Source organism: Streptomyces sp. NPDC059909 (assembly GCF_042730885.1).
Taxonomy (GTDB): Bacteria; Actinomycetota; Actinomycetes; order Streptomycetales; family Streptomycetaceae; genus Streptomyces.
In genome coordinates this window covers 314,469-329,969 of sequence record NZ_JBHWKX010000001.1, presented here as the reverse complement: position 1 = coordinate 329,969, position 15,501 = coordinate 314,469, and the positions used below count along the sequence as shown (strand labels likewise).

Sequence of the window (15,501 nt, the reverse complement as noted above, 5' to 3'; positions counted from 1 at the left end):
GTGCTGCGGCAAGCCCTTGAACCCGGCCTTCGTCCGGCGGTGCTCCACATCGCGCAGCCCGTCGACGGCGGCGTCGCCCGAGTGGTCGCCGATCTCGTGACCGACCAGGTCGCCGCCGGCCTCCGTGCGGCCGTGGCATGCCCCCGGGGCGGTGTACTCACGGAAGCCGTACGCGCGCTGGGTGCCGACGTACACCCGTGGCGGGCGGGGCCCGCGCCGGGGCCGCTGCTGCTTCAGGAGGTCCTGCAGCTCGCCCGGCTCGTGGCCCGGGTACGCCCGCACGTTGTGCATGCCCACGGCGCCAAGGCCGGACTGGCCGCACGGCTTGCCCTGCGCGGCCGGACCCCCACCGTGTTCCAGCCGCACACCTGGTCCTTCGAGGGGGTGGGCGCCATCACCGCCCGGCTGGCGCGCAGCTGGGAGCGCTACAGCGCGCGCTGGGCGGACCGGGTGGTCTGCGTCAGCGAGGCGGAGCAGCGCACCGGCGAGCGGGCGGGCGTCGAGGCGCGGTGGACGGTCATCCGCAACGGTGTGGACACCGAGCGGTTCCTGCCGGCGGCGGATGTCCGGCCGCGAGGCCTGCCGCCGCTGGTTGCCGACCTGCCCGAGTCCACACCGCTCGTGGTGTGTGTGGGGCGGCTGTGCCGGCAGAAGGGTCAGGACGTCCTGCTCGCCGCGTGGGAGCACCTGCTGCGCAGGCTGCCCAACGCCTGTCTCGTCCTGGTCGGCGACGGACCCGACGCCGAGGTGCTGCGCGCGAACGCGCCCGCGTCGGTACGGTTCGCCGGCGCCGAGGCGGACGCGACGCCCTGGTACCGCGCGGCCGATCTCGTCGTCCTGCCGTCCCGCTGGGAAGGCATGGCGCTGACGCCGCTGGAGGCGATGGCCTGCGGCCGGCCGGTCGTCGTCACCGATGTCGACGGGGCGCGCGAAAGCCTGCCACCCGGGCATGCGCTGTTCTGTCTGACGCCGTCCCAGGATCCGTACGGGCTGGCCACGGCCATCGGAGACCTGCTGCTCAATGCGCCGCTGCGCGCCACACTGGGCCGCCAGGGCCACCAGTACGTCGTCTCGGCCCACGACGTACGGCACACCGCGGGTGCCGTCGCGGACGTGTACCGCGATGTGGTGGGCGTACGGCCCGGATGACACGAAACCGGCCCGGGAGAGTCCGAGGGGAAGACTCTCCCGGGCCGGGAGTCACGCGGGAAACGCAGGCACGTCAGCGCCGCGCAACGGCCGTCCCGCGACGGTAGAGCAGCGAGCCGCCGGCCAGCAGGGCCACTGCGGCGGACCCGACGGCCAGCAGGCCCGCCGAATCGCTGCCGGTCTCGGCCAGCGCACCCGTGTTGCCGGACGTGTCGACGGTCCGGTCGTCCGGAGTGTCCACGCCGGGCACCTCGGTGTCGGGAGTCGCCGGGGTGTTCGGCGTCGCCGGCGTGTTCGGCGTCGCCGGCGTGTTCGGCGTCGCCGGCGTGTTCGGCGTCGCCGGCGTGTTCGGAGTCGTCGGCGTGTTCGGGGTGTTCGGCGTCGTCGGCGTCGTCGGCGTGTTCGGCGTCGTCGGCGTCGCCGGCGTGTTCGGAGTCGTCGGCGTGTTCGGGGTGTTCGGCGTCGTCGGCGTCGTCGGCGTGTTCGGCGTCGTCGGCGTCGTCGGCGTCGTCGGCGTCGTGGGCGTGTTCGGCGTCACCACATCACCGTTGGCGCACTCGTTTCCGAAGGCCGGGTTGCCCAGGGCAACGCCGTCGACGGTGTTGCCGCAGGCGTTGACCGGGATGTCCACCGGAATCTTGATGTTGTTGCCGGAGCCCACGCCCGGGGAGCCCACCGCATCGCCCTCGGCGGTCGCGGACGTTCCCGTCCCGGAGTCGTCCGACGCATTGGCGCAGCTGTTGCCGAATGCCGGGTTGAGCACCCCGATGACGTTCACGGAGTTGCCGCATACGTTGACCGGCACGTCCACGGGCGCCTGAACATTGTTTCCCGACAATACGCCGGGGGAGCCCACGGCATCACCGTCGGCGTAGGAGTCGGCGTTGGCGTATGCACTGTTCAGAGACAGAATGCTGGTGGCCGCCGCGGCCGTCAGAATTCCCTTGCTGATGACCTGTCGCATCTCGTTGTCTTTCTGTTCTCGCTCGAGAAACGGTCCCTGGGGCGCGCCTGGCGGCACGGTCCTGGGACCGGCGGAAAACGACCCTTCAGGGTGTTCGCGGTCCTGACGGAGGCACGCATTCACTCGGACGACCGACGCACCATTCCTGTGAATTTCACCGGAAATTGCCGTCCTGTCATGTCCATACGTGCCCGAAAGGGCGCGGGCCGCCGGCGCCGGAAGGCATCGACGGCCCGGTAAGCTGGGCCCGGACTCAGTTGACGTTGTTCTCGGTGTTGCCGGAAAGGGCCGAGATGTCGTTGAGGAGGTGCGACAGCGGCTCGTCGCCCTTGGCCTGGGTCGAGTTCTCGGTGCACTGCTGGCTCTGCGGGTTGGACAGGACATTGAGGTCCTGAACGGTGACCGGCACGACGCCGACGAGGGAACCTGCGTTGACCTTGCCCGGCAGGCCGACGCAGGGCTTGTTGAGCGAGCCCTGGACCAGGGCCATCTGCGGGCTGTTGACACCCTCGGTGGTCTGGTTGCCGTACATCTGCATGGAACCGATGCCGCTCAGCGACGTCGTGCCGGTGTCGTTACCAATGGCGAGCGCCTGCGGCGCCGCCGCGGCCGAGGCCCCGACGATGGACGCAGTGACGGCGGCAGCCGCCATAGCCTTCTTGAACACGACTGATTCCCTTTCTACCGGAGCGCACGAGCATCTCCGCGCGTCGGTTCAACTCGCCGTCCCGGGTTTGGTTCCGCGTTCTCACCCGAATGGCCCGCCGCAAAGAACACGCCGCCGATTGTCATCAAGTCCTATTCGATGCGGCCTCCGGCCGAGGAATCCGAAAGCCGGCGGATGGACAGGAGTACGGCCGGGCGTGCGTTCACTCCCGTCCGGACCGATGATCCGCACCGCTCGTTGGGGTGAAGCGGAAGAACCAACTCCGCCACGGGGAGTTGGTCAGGAGGCTCCGGGAACGGGCTCTCCCGGCTCCGTTCCCGATGCCCTCTCTCGTCCCCCCAGAAAGGGAATCAGTCGTGTTCAAGAAGGCTATGGCGGCTGCCGCCGTCACTGCGTCCATCGTCGGCGCCTCGGCCGCGGCGGCGCCGCAGGCCCTGGCCATTGGTAACGACACCGGCACCACCTCGGAAAGCGGCACCGGCTCCGTGCAGATGTACGGCAACCAGTCCACGCAGGGTGCCAACAGCCCGCAGATGGCGCTCATCCAGGGCTCGCTCAACAAGCCCTGCGTCGGCCTGCCGGGCAAGGTCAACGCAGGTTCCCTCGTCGGCGTCGTGCCGGTCACCGTTCAGGACCTCAATGTCCTGTCCAACCCGCAGAGCCAGCAGTGCACCGAGAACTCGACACAGGCCAAGGGCGACGAGCCGCTGTCGCACATCCTCGAGGATGTGGCGCTGCTCTCCGCGAACGGCGAGGCCAACACCACCACCCCCTGATCACCGGGTTTCGCTCAACCGGCCGGGCCGTCGCGGTACTCCGCGGCGGCCCGGCCGCTGTGTGCGGGCGCCTTTCCGGTGCGGACGCGGGCGCGCCAGGCGCCGCCCGCGCCCACGGCGCGCCCTGCGTCTACCAGCGGGGCCAGCAGGACCGTGAGACGAGCGCGGTCCATTCGCGGTCGGGGGCACCGGGAACGGTCCTGCCCTGGGCGGACCACTGGGCCATGAGTGACGCATAGATGGGCTCCGCCGGCCGTTCCGCCGGCTCCCTGCGGCTCGCCGGGATCAGCATCTGCCGTTCCCAACGGCCCTTGTGCTCCGTCATGCCCTCAATATCCCTTACCGCCCGCCTTCATGGCACGAAAGAACCGGATGCTTCCCCTGAAGCCCTCCGCACTCGGCCGATCGGGTTAAAGGCCGCAACCCGGGTGGGATCCGCGGGTTGATCATTGCGTCACTTCATCGGTGGAGTGCGCAACCTGAAGCCCCTGAAGCCCCTGAAGGGAATCATCATGAAGAAGCTGTGGGCAGCCGCTGCTGTGACCGTGTCCGTGGCCGGCGTCTCCCTGACCGCCGCGCCGCAGGCGCTCGCCATCGGAGACGACACCGGCACGACGTCGCTGAGCGGCATCGGCTCTGCGCAGGTGTACGGCAACCAGGCGACGCAGGGTGCCAACAGCCCGCAGATGGCCCTGGTCCAGGGCTCGCTCAACAAGCCCTGCGTCGGCCTGCCGGGCAAGGTCAACGCAGGTTCCCTCGTCGGCGTCGTGCCGGTCACCGTTCAGGACCTCAATGTCCTGTCCAACCCGCAGAGCCAGCAGTGCACCGAGAACTCGACACAGGCCAAGGGCGACGAGCCGCTGTCGCATCTCCTCGACGACATCTCGGCCCTCTCCAGCAACACCGAGAACAACGTCAACTGAGCTCGGCCGCCGGATCCGACCGGGGATCCGTCCGGGGCCCGGCCCGGCGCACCAGCGTCGGCCGGGCCCTTTGCCGTACCGGCCGGCCGCCGCGGGGCGCGGCGCTCAGCGCTGCTCCGCCGGCTCCTTCACGGCGCGCAGGACGACGAACTTCGGGTTGCTCGCGACGGTCTCGCAGTTGCCGAAGAGGCGGCGCAGCCGGACGTGGTAGCCGAGGTGACGGTTGCCGATCACCCACAGCTCGCCGCCGGGCCGCAGCACCGCGCGCGAGCCGGTGAACATGCGCCAGGAGATGCTGTCGGTGAGGGCGCGGTGGGTGTGGAACGGCGGATTGTTCAGTACGAGGTCCACCGACCCGCGCTCCACGCCCGACAGCGCGTCGCCCACCAGGAATTCGGCCTTCGCGGCCGGGCCGGCGTTCGCCCGGAACGTCGCCTCGGCCGATGCCACCGCCTGGTACGACTCGTCCGTGAACACCACGTCGGCCTCGGGGTTCGCGACCGCCACGGCCGTACCGACCACGCCGTTCCCGCAGCCCAGGTCCACGACGCGGAGCGGGCCGCGGCCGTGCGGCAGGTGCTGGAGGAAGAAGCGGGTGCCGATGTCGAGGCGCTCGGCGCAGAAGATGCCCGCGTGATTGGTGACCGGGCGGCCGGACATGACGCCGATGTCCGGGGGCAGGTCGTAACGGCGCGGCCAGGGCTCGCCCGCGCCGGATCCGGACTGTGTCAGGGCCGGGTCAGGGGTGCAGAAGATCAGCCGGGCCTTCTTCACGGCCAGCGAGGTCCTGGTCGGGCCGACGATCCGCTCGAACAGCTTCAGCGTGGACGTGTGGATCTCCGTCACCATGCCCGTGCCGACGACGAGCGTGTTCGCGTGCAGGCGCGGCGCGAGACGCTGCAGCTGGTCCTCGAGGAGCGCGAGGCTCTTGGGCACGCGCACCAGCAGGACGTCGATCCGGTCCGGGGCGGTGTCCTGGGTCGACAGCAGCCGTACGACACCGGCCTCGGCCGGCGTGCGGTTGCGGGCGAGATTGGCGCGGGTCGCCTGCTGGGTCAGATACGAGTCGGTGATCTGCACGGGCCGGTGCGCGGCGAGCGCGGTGGCCAGGGCACCCCAGCGGTCGCCCAGGACGACGACGGTCCCGGCGAGCTCTTCGCCCTCCAGGTGGCGCAACAGGTACTCGTCGGAGGCGTCCCAGGCGCGGAGCTGGTCACGGGGGTCCTCGGGAAAGCGGGTGAGCGCGAGGTCGCCCCATGACGTCGTGAAGGTGTTCATCGTGCTTTCAGGCTACGCGGCCGCCTTCGACAGCTCCGCCGCGCCGAAGGAGACGTCGAAGCGGTCGCACCAGATGGCGACGCTGGAGTACCTGCCCAGATCGACGTCGGCGGGCAGCGCGTAGTTCTGGTCGCCCTTGTTGCCCTTGAGCTTCCCGAGGCTCACGTACGCACCGTCGTCGAAGACGCGCCATCCGGCCACGCCCTCCTTCACCGGCGCGTCGGTGAGCCAGACCCGCAGATCGGGGCCGTTGCTGGTGTCGAGGCCCTCCAGCCGGAGGGTGCGGCTGCCGTCCGCGAGCTCGACGATCCTGACCGCACCCTTGGTGGCGTGCTCATGACTGATGAACGAGCCCGATGCGAGCACCTTCGGACCGGCGGGGGCGGACGGGGCCCCGTCCGCCCCCGTCTCCGGGGCGTCCGGGGAAACCGGGGCGGCCGCCGGCGGAAGCTCCTCGCGTACGGTCCGGTCCACCCACAGCTTCCATGGCTGGAACCAGTACAGCCCGGCCGCGGCCACGACCGCGACCACGGCCAGGCCGATGGCCACCACGGGCTTCCGTACCACTGATGTCCTCATGCCCCCCATTGAAGCCGCCGGGGGCCGCGGACGGATCGGCCCGCGTGGTGACGGAAGTCTTACGTCTGCGCCGGGCCCGGTGTCCGGGCCGTCATGCGGGGTGCCCGTCGTCGCCCTCCAGGTCGCCCTCCGTCTCCAGGAACACCTGGCGCAGCGCCTCGATGACCGACGGGTCCGGCTTGGCCCACATACCGCGGGACTCCGCCTCCAGCAGGCGTTCGGCGATGCCGTGGAGGGCCCAGGGGTTGGCCTGCTGGAGGAACTCGCGGTTCTCCGGGTCCAGGACGTAGGCCTGGGTGAGCTTGTCGTACATCCAGTCGGCGATGACGCCGGTGGTGGCGTCGTAGCCGAACAAGTAGTCCACGGTCGCGGCGAGTTCGAAGGCGCCCTTGTAGCCGTGGCGGCGCATCGCCTCGATCCACTTGGGGTTGACGACGCGGGCGCGGAAGACGCGGGAGGTCTCCTCGACCAGCGTGCGCGTGCGGACCGTCTCGGGACGGGTGGAGTCGCCGACGTACGCCTCGGGGGCGGTGCCGCGCAGGGCGCGGACGGTGGCGACCATGCCGCCGTGGTACTGGAAGTAGTCGTCGGAGTCGGCGATGTCGTGTTCGCGCGTGTCGGTGTTCTTCGCCGCGATCGCGATCCGCTTGTACGCGGTCTCCATCTCGTCGCGCGCCGGGCGGCCTTCGAGGCCGCGGCCGTAGGCGTAGCCGCCCCACACCGTGTAGACCTCGGCCAGGTCGGCGTCGGTGCGCCAGTCGCGGGAGTCGATCAGCTGGAGCAGGCCGGCCCCGTAGGTCCCGGGGCGGGAGCCGAAGATGCGCGTCGTGGCGCGGCGTTCGTCGCCGTGCTCGGCCAGGTCCGCCTGGGCGTGGGCCCGTACGTAGTTGACGTCGGCGGGCTCGTCGAGCGAGGCGGCGAGCCGTACCGCGTCGTCGAGCAGGCCGATGACGTGCGGGAACGCGTCCCGGAAGAAGCCGGAGATGCGGAGCGTGACGTCGATGCGCGGGCGGCCCAGCTCGGCGGCCGCGACGGGTTCCAGGCCGGTGACGCGGCGCGAGGCGTCGTCCCAGACCGGGCGGATGCCGAGCAGCGCGAGGGCCTCGGCGACATCGTCGCCCGCCGTACGCATCGCGCTCGTACCCCACAGGGAGAGGCCGACGGAGGTCGGCCAGTCGCCGTTGTCGGTGCGGTAGCGCGTGAGCAGCGAGTCGGCGAGGGCCTGGCCGGTCTCCCAGGCGAGACGGGAGGGGACGGCCTTGGGGTCGACGGAGTAGAAGTTGCGGCCCGTCGGAAGGACGTTGACCAGTCCGCGCAGGGGGGAGCCGGACGGTCCCGCCGGGACGAAGCCGCCGTTCAGCGCGTGGAGGGCATGGTCGAGTTCGTCGGTGGTGGCGGACAGGCGCGGGACGACCTGGCGGGCCGCGAAGTCGAGGATGTCGGCGACGGCCTGGCCGTGCCCCTCGGCCACGGAGGCGACCGCGGCCGGGTTCCAGTCCGCCTCCTCCATCGCCTCCACCAGCGCGCGGGCCGTGGCCTCCGCCTCGTCGGCGGTCGTACGGGTCGCGGCGGACTCGTCGAGGCCGAGGGCCTCGCGCAGTCCGGGCAGGACCTGGGTGCCGCCCCAGATCTGCCGGGCGCGCAGGATCGACAGGACCAGGTTGACCCGCTCGGGGCCGGTCGGCGCGGCGCCGAGGACGTGCAGCCCGTCACGGATCTGGGCGTCCTTGACCTCGCACAGCCAGCCGTCGACGTGCAGCAGGAAGTCGTCGAAGCCGTCGTCGTCCGGACGGTCGTCGAGCCCCAGGTCGTGGTCGAGCCGCGCGGCCTGGATCAGCGTCCAGATCTGGGCGCGGATCGCGGGGAGCTTCGCCGGGTCCATGGAGGAGATCTGCGCGTACTCGTCGAGCAGCTGCTCCAGCCGCGCGATGTCGCCGTACGAGTCGGCGCGGGCCATCGGCGGGACGAGATGGTCGATGAGCGTGGCGTGCACACGGCGCTTGGCCTGGGTGCCCTCGCCCGGGTCGTTGACCAGGAACGGGTAGACGAGCGGCAGGTCGCCGAGCGCCGCGTCGGGCGCGCAGGCGGCGGACAGGCCCGCGTTCTTGCCGGGCAGCCACTCCAGATTGCCGTGCTTGCCGAGGTGGATCATCGCGTCGGCGCCGAAGCCGCCGTCGTCCCGCGCGGCCGCGATCCAGCGGTAGGCGGCGAGGTAGTGGTGCGAGGGCGGCAGATCGGGGTCGTGGTAGATCGCGATCGGGTTCTCGCCGAAGCCGCGCGGCGGCTGGATGACGATGAGCAGATTGCCGCGCCGCAGGGCGGCCAGCACGATGTCGCCCTCGGGATTGCGGGAGCGGTCCAGGAACATCTCGCCGGGCGCGGGGCCCCAGTGCTGCTCCACGTGCTCGCGCAGCTCCTGCGGGAGCGTGGCGTACCAGCGCCTGTAGTCGGCGGCCGGGATACGGACCGGGTTGCGGGCGAGCTGCTCCTCGGTGAGCCAGTCCTGGTCATGGCCGCCCGCCTCGATGAGGGCGTAGATCAGCTCGTCGCCGTCGCCGGAGGCCAGGCCGGGGATGTCCTCCGTGCCGAAGTCGTAGCCCTCCTCGCGGAGTCGGCGCAGCAGGGCGACGGCGGAGGCGGGGGTGTCGAGGCCGACGGCGTTGCCGATGCGCGAGTGCTTCGTCGGGTACGCGGACAGGACCAGGGCGAGGCGCTTCTCCGCGTTCGGGATGTGGCGCAGACGGGCGTGGCGCACGGCGATCCCGGCGACGCGGGCCGCGCGCTCGGCGTCGGCGACGTAGGCCGGGAGGCCGTCCTCGTCGATCTCCTTGAAGGAGAACGGCACGGTGATGAGGCGGCCGTCGAACTCGGGGACCGCGACCTGGCTGGCGGCGTCCAGCGGGGACAGGCCCTCGTCGTTCTCCTCCCACGTGCTGCGCGACCCGGTCAGGCACAGAGCCTGCAGGACGGGCACGTCGAGCGCGGCGAGTGCGCCCGCGTCCCAGGACTCGTCGTCGCCGCCGGCCTGCGCCTCGGCGGGCCTGGTGCCGCCCGCGGCGAGGACGGTGGTGACGATGGCGTCGGCGCCGCGCAGCTGGTCGAGCAGCTCGGGCTCGGGGGCGCGCAGGGACGCCACGTACAGCGGCCTGGCCTGACCTCCGGCGTCCTCGACGGCGTCGCAGAGGGCGCCGACGAAGGCGGTGTTGCCGCTCATGTGGTGGGCGCGGTAGTAGAGCACGGCGACCGTGGGGCCGGTGGCGCCGCGCGGGGTGCGGTCGAGCGGTCCCCAGGTGGGCGCCGGGGCCGGGGGTTCGAAGCCGTGGCCCGTGAGCAGGACCGTGTCGGACAGGAAGCGGGCGAGCTGCTCCAGGTTGGCCGGGCCGCCGTGCGCGAGGTACGCGTGCGCCTCGGCCGCGATGCCGATGGGGACGGTGGAGGCCTCCATCAGCTGGGCGTCGGGGGCCTGTTCGCCGGTGAGGACGACCACGGGCCGCTCCTGGGCGAGCAGCAGGTCGAGGCCCTCCTGCCAGGCGCGGATGCCGCCCAGGAGGCGTACGACCACGAGGTCCGTGCCGTCGAGGAGCTCGGGCAGCTCGTCGAGAGGGAGGCGGGAGGGGTTGGCGAAGCGGTACCGGACCGGGCCCGCGGCCGCGCGGGCGCTGAGCAGGTCGGTGTCGGAGGTCGACAGCAGCAGGATCGTCGCGTGCGTCATCGCGTGCGCAGGCCTTCCTCGGGGTGTCCGCGCCCCGGGTGGTCGTAGGACGGCGGGAGTTCCTGACTCACCGGGTCCGCGTGGACGAGGCCCGGTTCACAGTGGCGGGACCGCGCCGGATTCTCACCGGGCTTCCTCCCTAGGGTCCTGGGACCCTGTGCCGTCTGCATAGTAGAGGCTGCCCCTGCCGCGGGGGCGGTCACCTCGAAGGACGCCCGGAGAAGGCGGGCAGGGACGTGGGTATGCTCGCCGCCATGCCGCCCACACCGCCAACACCCCCGGACCGGGGCGAACCCCGCATACGGGACCGGGGTGATGCCTGCCCGGGTGCGCTGCGACTGCACACGGCGGACGACGGGAAACTGGCCCGACTCCGCCTGCCTGCAGGTCTTTTGACATCACGTCAACTATCCATCTCGGCCGACGCGGCGGAGGCGCTGGGCGACGGCGCCCTGACCATCACCTCCCGGGGAAACGCGGAGCTGCGCGGCCTCGGCGAAGGGTGCGGGGCGGAACTCGCCGAGCTGCTGCGGGAGGCGGGGCTGCTCCCCTCCGACACCCATGAGCGGGTACGGAACGTGGTGGCCTCGCCGCTGGCCGGACTCGACGGACTCGGCTGCTCCGACGTGCAGTTGTGGGCGCGCGAGCTGGACGCGCTGCTGTGCGCGAACGCCTGGGCGGCCGGGCTGTCCGGGCGTTTCCTGTTCGCCCTGGACGACGGACGTGGAGACGTGGCGGGGCTCGGCGCGGATGTGACCTTGCTCGCAGAGCCGGAGGGTGCGGCCGTCGTACGCGTGGGGGACCGGGCGTACCGCGTCCGCGCCGCCGACGCCCCGCGGGCCGCCCTCGCCGCCGCCGAGGCCTTCCTCGTTGCGGCGGCCGCGGCGGGCACGGGCGCGTGGCGGGTGCGGGAGCTGCCCGCTGGGCAGGACATGGCGGTGGGGACGTATCTGGAGCGGGCGGGCGTCACCTTTGGAGCCGGTCCGGCGTTCGAGGACGAACACACCGGTCCACTGGACGGTACCGGCGTGCTTCGAACCCCGCCCGTAGGGCGAACCGGGTCCTGGACAGGGCCCCGGCCCGGCGTCGTCGAAGGGCCCAACGGCTGGGCCCTGTCCGTCGCCGCGCCGCTCGGGCGGCTCACCGTCGCGCAACTGCGCGCGCTGCTCCCCGCGCCCGGCGGCCACGTACGCCTCACCCCCTGGCGCGGGGTCGTCCTGCCCGGGTTCGGGAGCCGGGACGCGGCCGAGGCGCGGCTGCGGCAGCTCGACGACGCCGGGTTCATCACCGGCACCGGCTCCCCCTGGTACGGCGTCGGCGCCTGCACCGGCCGGCCCGGGTGCGCCAAGTCGCTGGCCGACGTACGGGCGGACGCGACGCCGGGCGACGGCGGCGGCCTGCCCGTGTACTGGTCCGGCTGCGAGCGGCGCTGCGGGCATCCCCACGGGGAGTACGTGGACGTCATGGCGACGCCGGACGGCACGTACCGGGTGACCGCGCACGGCGTCGACGTACCGACGGACCAGGGACTGGCCGGCGCGGTCGCGGCGGCGCGTACCACCCCATCCACGAGCACACCCACGAGATGAGCGAGAAGACCGTGTTCGACTACGAGAAGGACGGGGCGGAGATCTACCGCCGGTCCTTTGCCACCATCCGCGCCGAGGCCGACCTCGCCGCGCTCCCCGCCGACGTCAGCCAGGTCGCGGTGCGGATGATCCACGCCTGCGGCATGGTCGATCTCGTCCGCGATCTCGCGTACTCACCCGCCGTGGTGGCCCGCGCCCGCGAGGCCCTGCGCGCCGGTGCGCCCATCCTGTGCGACGCCCAGATGGTCGCCAGCGGCGTCACCCGCAAGCGGCTACCCGCGGACAACGAGGTGATCTGCACGCTGTCCGAGCCGTCCGTGCCCGCGCTCGCCGCCGAGCTGGGCACGACCCGCAGCGCCGCCGCACTCGAACTGTGGCGCGACCGGCTCGAAGGCTCGGTCGTGGCCGTCGGCAACGCGCCCACCGCCCTCTTCCGGCTCCTGGAGATGATCGACGAGGGCGCGCCCCGCCCGGCCGCGGTCATCGGCGTCCCGGTCGGCTTCATCGGCGCGGCCGAGTCCAAGGACGCGCTCGCCGGACACGGCGGCGGCATCGAGCACCTGGTGGTACGAGGGCGGCGCGGCGGAAGCGCCATGGCCGCGGCAGCGATCAACGCGATAGCGAGTGAGGCAGAGTGAGCACGCAGCAGGTCGGCCGGCTGTACGGAGTCGGACTCGGTCCCGGCGACCCGTCCCTGATGACCCTGCGGGCGGTCGAGGTCGTCGCGGAGGCGGACGTCGTCGCGTACCACTGCGCCCGGCACGGCCGTTCGATCGCCCGCTCGATCGTGGCGAGGCATCTGCGCCCCGACCACATCGAGGAACGGCTGATGTACCCGATCACGGTCGAGACCACCGACCACCCCGGGGGCTACCGCGGTGCGCTCAACGACTTCTACGAGGAGGCGGCGGAGCGCCTCGCGGCGCACCTCGACGCGGGGCGGACCGTCGCCGTGCTCGCGGAGGGCGACCCGCTCTTCTACGGCTCGTACCAGCACATGCACAAGCGGCTGGCCCACCGCTATCCGACCGAGGTGGTCCCCGGGGTCACGTCGGTGAGCGCGGCCGCCGCGCGCCTCGGCGAGCCGCTGTGCGAGGCCGAGGAGGTGCTGACGATCATCCCCGGCACGCTGCCGGAGGAGGAGCTGACGGCCCGTCTCGCCTCGACCGACTCGGCGGTGGTGATGAAGCTGGGGCGTACGTTCCCGGCCGTGCGGCGGGCGCTGGAGCGTGCGGGGCGGCTGGACGACGCGCGGTACGTCGAGCGCGCCACGATGCCCGGCGAGCGCACCGAGCGGCTGGCGGACGTGGATCCGGAGTCGGTGCCGTACTTCTCGGTGGCGGTGCTGCCGAGCCGTGTCGACGAGGTGCGGCCGGAGGCGCGTCCGCAGGGAGAGGTCGTCGTCGTGGGCACCGGCCCGGCGGGGCCGCTGTGGCTGACCCCCGAGACCCGGGGCGCGCTCGCCGCCGCCGACGACCTGGTCGGCTACACGACGTACCTGGACCGGGTGCCGGTGCGGGCCGGACAACGCCGGCACGGCTCCGACAACAAGGTGGAGTCGGAGCGCGCCGAGTTCGCGCTGGACCTCGCGCGGCGCGGGCGGCGCGTGGCGGTGGTGTCGGGCGGCGACCCGGGCGTCTTCGCGATGGCCACGGCGGTGCTGGAGGCCGCCGCCCAGGAGCCGTACGCGGACGTCCCCGTACGCGTCCTGCCGGGTGTCACCGCGGCGAACGCGGCGGCCGCCCGCGCGGGCGCCCCCCTGGGCCACGACTACGCGACGATCTCGCTCTCCGACCGGCTCAAGCCGTGGGAGGTCATCGCGGAGCGGCTGCGCGCCGCGTCCGCCGCCGATCTCGTGCTGGCCCTCTACAACCCGGGCTCGCGCAGCCGTACCTGGCAGGTGGCCAAGGCCCGCGAACTGCTCCTGGAGCACCGCGCTCCCGACACCCCGGTCGTCGTGGCACGTGACGTGGGCGGCCCGGAGGAGAGCGTACGGATCGTGCGACTCGCCGAACTGGACCCCGCGGTGGTCGACATGAGGACGCTGCTGCTGGTCGGCTCGTCGCAGACCCGTACGGTCACGCGGGGCGCGGGCGAGGCCGACGGCGAGACCGTCGTCTGGACCCCGCGCACGTACCCCGCTTAAGGGCCAATGCCAGTGACTTTGCAGCCTTACAGAGCCCGCCAGTGAGGACATCGCCGCAGGTCAAAGGCTCGCGCGCGCCGTTAAGTCAGTGGCGTTGCGCTCGCGTCCGGCACAGGGCGCCGGTCCGCCGACGGCCCGTGGGCCCGCGCCCTGCCGGCCCGTCATCGCGAGCGCATGGCGGGCCCGGGCCGATCAGTTCGCGGCCAGGACTTCGCGGGCGGCCCGCTCGCCGGAGCGCACCGCCCCCTCCATCAGTCCGTGCATCAGCGTCGCCGACTCCGTGCCCGCCCAGTGGATCCGGCCCACGGGCTCGCGCAGCGCGCTGCCGTAATTGGTCAGCGCGCCCGGCGGGAAATGAGCGACCATCCCGCCCAGCGACCACGGTTGTTCGGACCAGTCGGTCTCCAGGTATGCGGTGGGACGGCGCGCTTGCGCGCCGAAGCGCTCGGCGAGCGCACCCAGAAAGACCTTCTGCCGCTCCCTGGGGTCCAGGCGGCCCAGCCGTACGGCCCCGGGCCCGAACGCATAGCTGCTCAGCACTCCTGGCCGCCCCGAACGCGGGGTCTGGTCGATGGTGATCGGGAGGGGCGACTGGGGTGCGAGCGTCTGCCCCGACAACTGCTGCCCCCTCCAGAACGGCTCGGAGTACTCCGTGATCACCCGGATGATCGCCCCGGGCACCAATCGTTGCCGCAGATGGCTGTGGGCGGCGGGCAGCGGCGGGTCGAAGGAGATACGGCCCGACAGCACGGGCGGAGTGGCCACGATCACCCGCCGTGCCCGCACGGCGAGCGCATCGGAGAGGACCTGCACGTCGGTGGTGTTCTGCACGATCCCCCGGACCGGGCTGGACAGGTGCACCGCCGCGCCCAGGCGCCCGGCCATCCGCCGGGCCAGTTCGGGGGCTCCGCCGTCCACGAGGTGGGATTCCGTCTTCCGGGAGTCGGTGTAGTAGCCGAAACCGCCTCCGCCACGCGCCAGAACGAGCGCGCCCAGCAGCGAGACCTCCGCGGGGTCGGCGCAGAACAGCAGATTCATCGTCGCCCTGAGAAGCGTGTGGGCGGTGGCCGAGGGCACGTTGAGCGGATGGGAGAGCCACTGCCCGAGTGTGCGGGCGTCCCACTCACGTGCGCGCCGGGCCTTCCAGGGGGCGTCTTCCGGAAGCCGCCGCGCCATCAGGTTCAGGCGCAGGAACGCCAGTCCCAGTGCGGCGAGTGCTGCGGGGCCGGTGGTGGGGATGTTGCCCCGGTAACGGTGGTTGATGCCGTCGAGTCGCACGATGCGGTCGCCCTCGTCGTACTGCGGGTACACCTCCAGCCCCAGCTCCCGGCAGAGCTGGAACATCCGTTCCTGGCCCTGGCCCAGCCACGTGCCCCCCGCGGAGACCACGGTGCCGCCGGGCAGCTCCCTGTTCCAGACCCGCCCGCCCACCCGGTCCCCGGCCTCGAGCACCACGACCTCACGCCCGGCCCCGGCCAGCTGCCGCGCGGCCGCCAGTCCCGCGAACCCGGCGCCCACGACGCACACATCCGCTGCCACCTGCTCCATGACCCACCTCCACGGAGCAGCCTCGCCCGCCGGGGCCGGCAGCGCCTTGTGGGTGGTCCGGCCGGGCGGGACGGGGGTCCGTCCGGGTGATCGGGACGGGGGTCCGTCCGGGTGATGACGAAAGCCGCCCGGTCGTGCCCGCCACCTCGGCTTCCGCGTGCAGGTGGCGG

13 protein-coding genes, 1 pseudogene and 1 riboswitch are annotated in these 15,501 nt (G+C 72.5%); of the genes and pseudogenes, 6 read left to right on the top strand and 8 right to left on the bottom strand.

The window, feature by feature from the left end; all coding sequences use genetic code 11:
• The gene (locus tag ACFV9O_RS01545) at window positions 1-1,149 is read left to right on the top strand and encodes a glycosyltransferase (protein ID WP_385410947.1); all 1,149 of its coding nucleotides are present in this window, start codon (window positions 1-3) and stop codon (window positions 1,147-1,149) included.
• A gap of 73 nt (window positions 1,150-1,222) precedes the next feature.
• Here the strand turns inward: ACFV9O_RS01545 and ACFV9O_RS01540 are convergent, their stop codons facing one another.
• The 3 genes and pseudogenes from ACFV9O_RS01540 to ACFV9O_RS01530 all read right to left on the bottom strand — a co-directional run bounded on the left by ACFV9O_RS01540 (window position 1,223) and on the right by ACFV9O_RS01530 (window position 2,780).
• Window positions 1,223-1,390, bottom strand: coding sequence for an LPXTG cell wall anchor domain-containing protein (locus ACFV9O_RS01540; protein WP_385411132.1), 168 nt, complete (start codon window positions 1,388-1,390; stop codon window positions 1,223-1,225).
• A 366-nt stretch (window positions 1,391-1,756) separates the two neighbouring features.
• Window positions 1,757-2,113, bottom strand: a pseudogene (locus tag ACFV9O_RS01535) (chaplin family protein); the annotation flags it as partial.
• 253 nt (window positions 2,114-2,366) lie between these two features.
• A complete protein-coding gene (locus tag ACFV9O_RS01530; protein ID WP_385410944.1) occupies window positions 2,367-2,780 on the bottom strand; it encodes a rodlin in 414 nt (137 codons plus the stop codon).
• A gap of 356 nt (window positions 2,781-3,136) precedes the next feature.
• Here ACFV9O_RS01530 and ACFV9O_RS01525 point away from each other — a divergent pair, with 356 nt between their 5' ends.
• On the top strand, window positions 3,137-3,556 hold the full coding sequence (locus tag ACFV9O_RS01525; protein WP_385410942.1) for a rodlin: 420 nt from the start codon (window positions 3,137-3,139) through the stop codon (window positions 3,554-3,556).
• Between the two features lie 130 nt (window positions 3,557-3,686).
• On the opposite strand, the gene ACFV9O_RS01520 is transcribed toward ACFV9O_RS01525, so the two are convergent.
• Window positions 3,687-3,881, bottom strand: coding sequence for a hypothetical protein (locus ACFV9O_RS01520; protein ID WP_385410940.1), 195 nt, complete (start codon window positions 3,879-3,881; stop codon window positions 3,687-3,689).
• 187 nt (window positions 3,882-4,068) lie between these two features.
• Here ACFV9O_RS01520 and ACFV9O_RS01515 point away from each other — a divergent pair, with 187 nt between their 5' ends.
• Window positions 4,069-4,479 carry a rodlin gene (locus ACFV9O_RS01515; RefSeq protein WP_385410938.1) on the top strand — a complete coding sequence of 137 codons (411 nt, stop codon included), beginning with the start codon at window positions 4,069-4,071 and terminating at the stop codon, window positions 4,477-4,479.
• Window positions 4,480-4,584: 105 nt separating this feature from the next.
• Here ACFV9O_RS01515 and ACFV9O_RS01510 read toward each other — a convergent pair whose 3' ends face one another.
• The 3 genes from ACFV9O_RS01510 to cobN form a co-directional block, all read right to left on the bottom strand.
• Complete coding sequence (locus ACFV9O_RS01510; RefSeq protein ID WP_385410936.1) at window positions 4,585-5,757, bottom strand: methyltransferase; 1,173 nt, start codon at window positions 5,755-5,757, stop codon at window positions 4,585-4,587.
• A gap of 12 nt (window positions 5,758-5,769) precedes the next feature.
• Window positions 5,770-6,336, bottom strand: a complete 567-nt coding sequence (locus ACFV9O_RS01505) for a DM13 domain-containing protein (protein ID WP_385410934.1) — start codon at window positions 6,334-6,336, stop codon at window positions 5,770-5,772.
• Between the two features lie 91 nt (window positions 6,337-6,427).
• The gene (cobN, locus tag ACFV9O_RS01500) at window positions 6,428-10,048 is read right to left on the bottom strand and encodes a cobaltochelatase subunit CobN (protein WP_385410932.1); all 3,621 of its coding nucleotides are present in this window, start codon (window positions 10,046-10,048) and stop codon (window positions 6,428-6,430) included.
• Between the two features lie 37 nt (window positions 10,049-10,085).
• Window positions 10,086-10,222, bottom strand: a riboswitch (cobalamin riboswitch).
• 80 nt (window positions 10,223-10,302) lie between these two features.
• On the opposite strand from cobN, the gene ACFV9O_RS01495 reads away from it, so the two are divergent.
• Genes ACFV9O_RS01495 through ACFV9O_RS01485 form a run of 3 tightly spaced genes read left to right on the top strand, consistent with a single transcriptional unit; the run spans window position 10,303 to window position 13,783 of the window.
• Window positions 10,303-11,637 (top strand): cobalamin biosynthesis protein CobG, encoded by a 1,335-nt coding sequence (locus ACFV9O_RS01495; RefSeq protein WP_385410930.1) that lies wholly within the window; start codon window positions 10,303-10,305, stop codon window positions 11,635-11,637.
• On the top strand, window positions 11,634-12,275 hold the full coding sequence (locus ACFV9O_RS01490) for a precorrin-8X methylmutase (protein WP_385410928.1): 642 nt from the start codon (window positions 11,634-11,636) through the stop codon (window positions 12,273-12,275). Before ACFV9O_RS01495 ends, ACFV9O_RS01490 begins: the two co-directional genes overlap by 4 nt.
• On the top strand, window positions 12,272-13,783 hold the full coding sequence (locus ACFV9O_RS01485) for a precorrin-2 C(20)-methyltransferase (RefSeq protein WP_385410926.1): 1,512 nt from the start codon (window positions 12,272-12,274) through the stop codon (window positions 13,781-13,783). Before ACFV9O_RS01490 ends, ACFV9O_RS01485 begins: the two co-directional genes overlap by 4 nt.
• Before the next feature lie 192 nt (window positions 13,784-13,975).
• Here ACFV9O_RS01485 and ACFV9O_RS01480 read toward each other — a convergent pair whose 3' ends face one another.
• Entirely contained in the window at window positions 13,976-15,331 is a 1,356-nt protein-coding gene (locus ACFV9O_RS01480; protein WP_385410924.1) for a flavin monoamine oxidase family protein, read from the bottom strand.
• Between the last annotated feature and the right edge of the window lie 170 nt (window positions 15,332-15,501).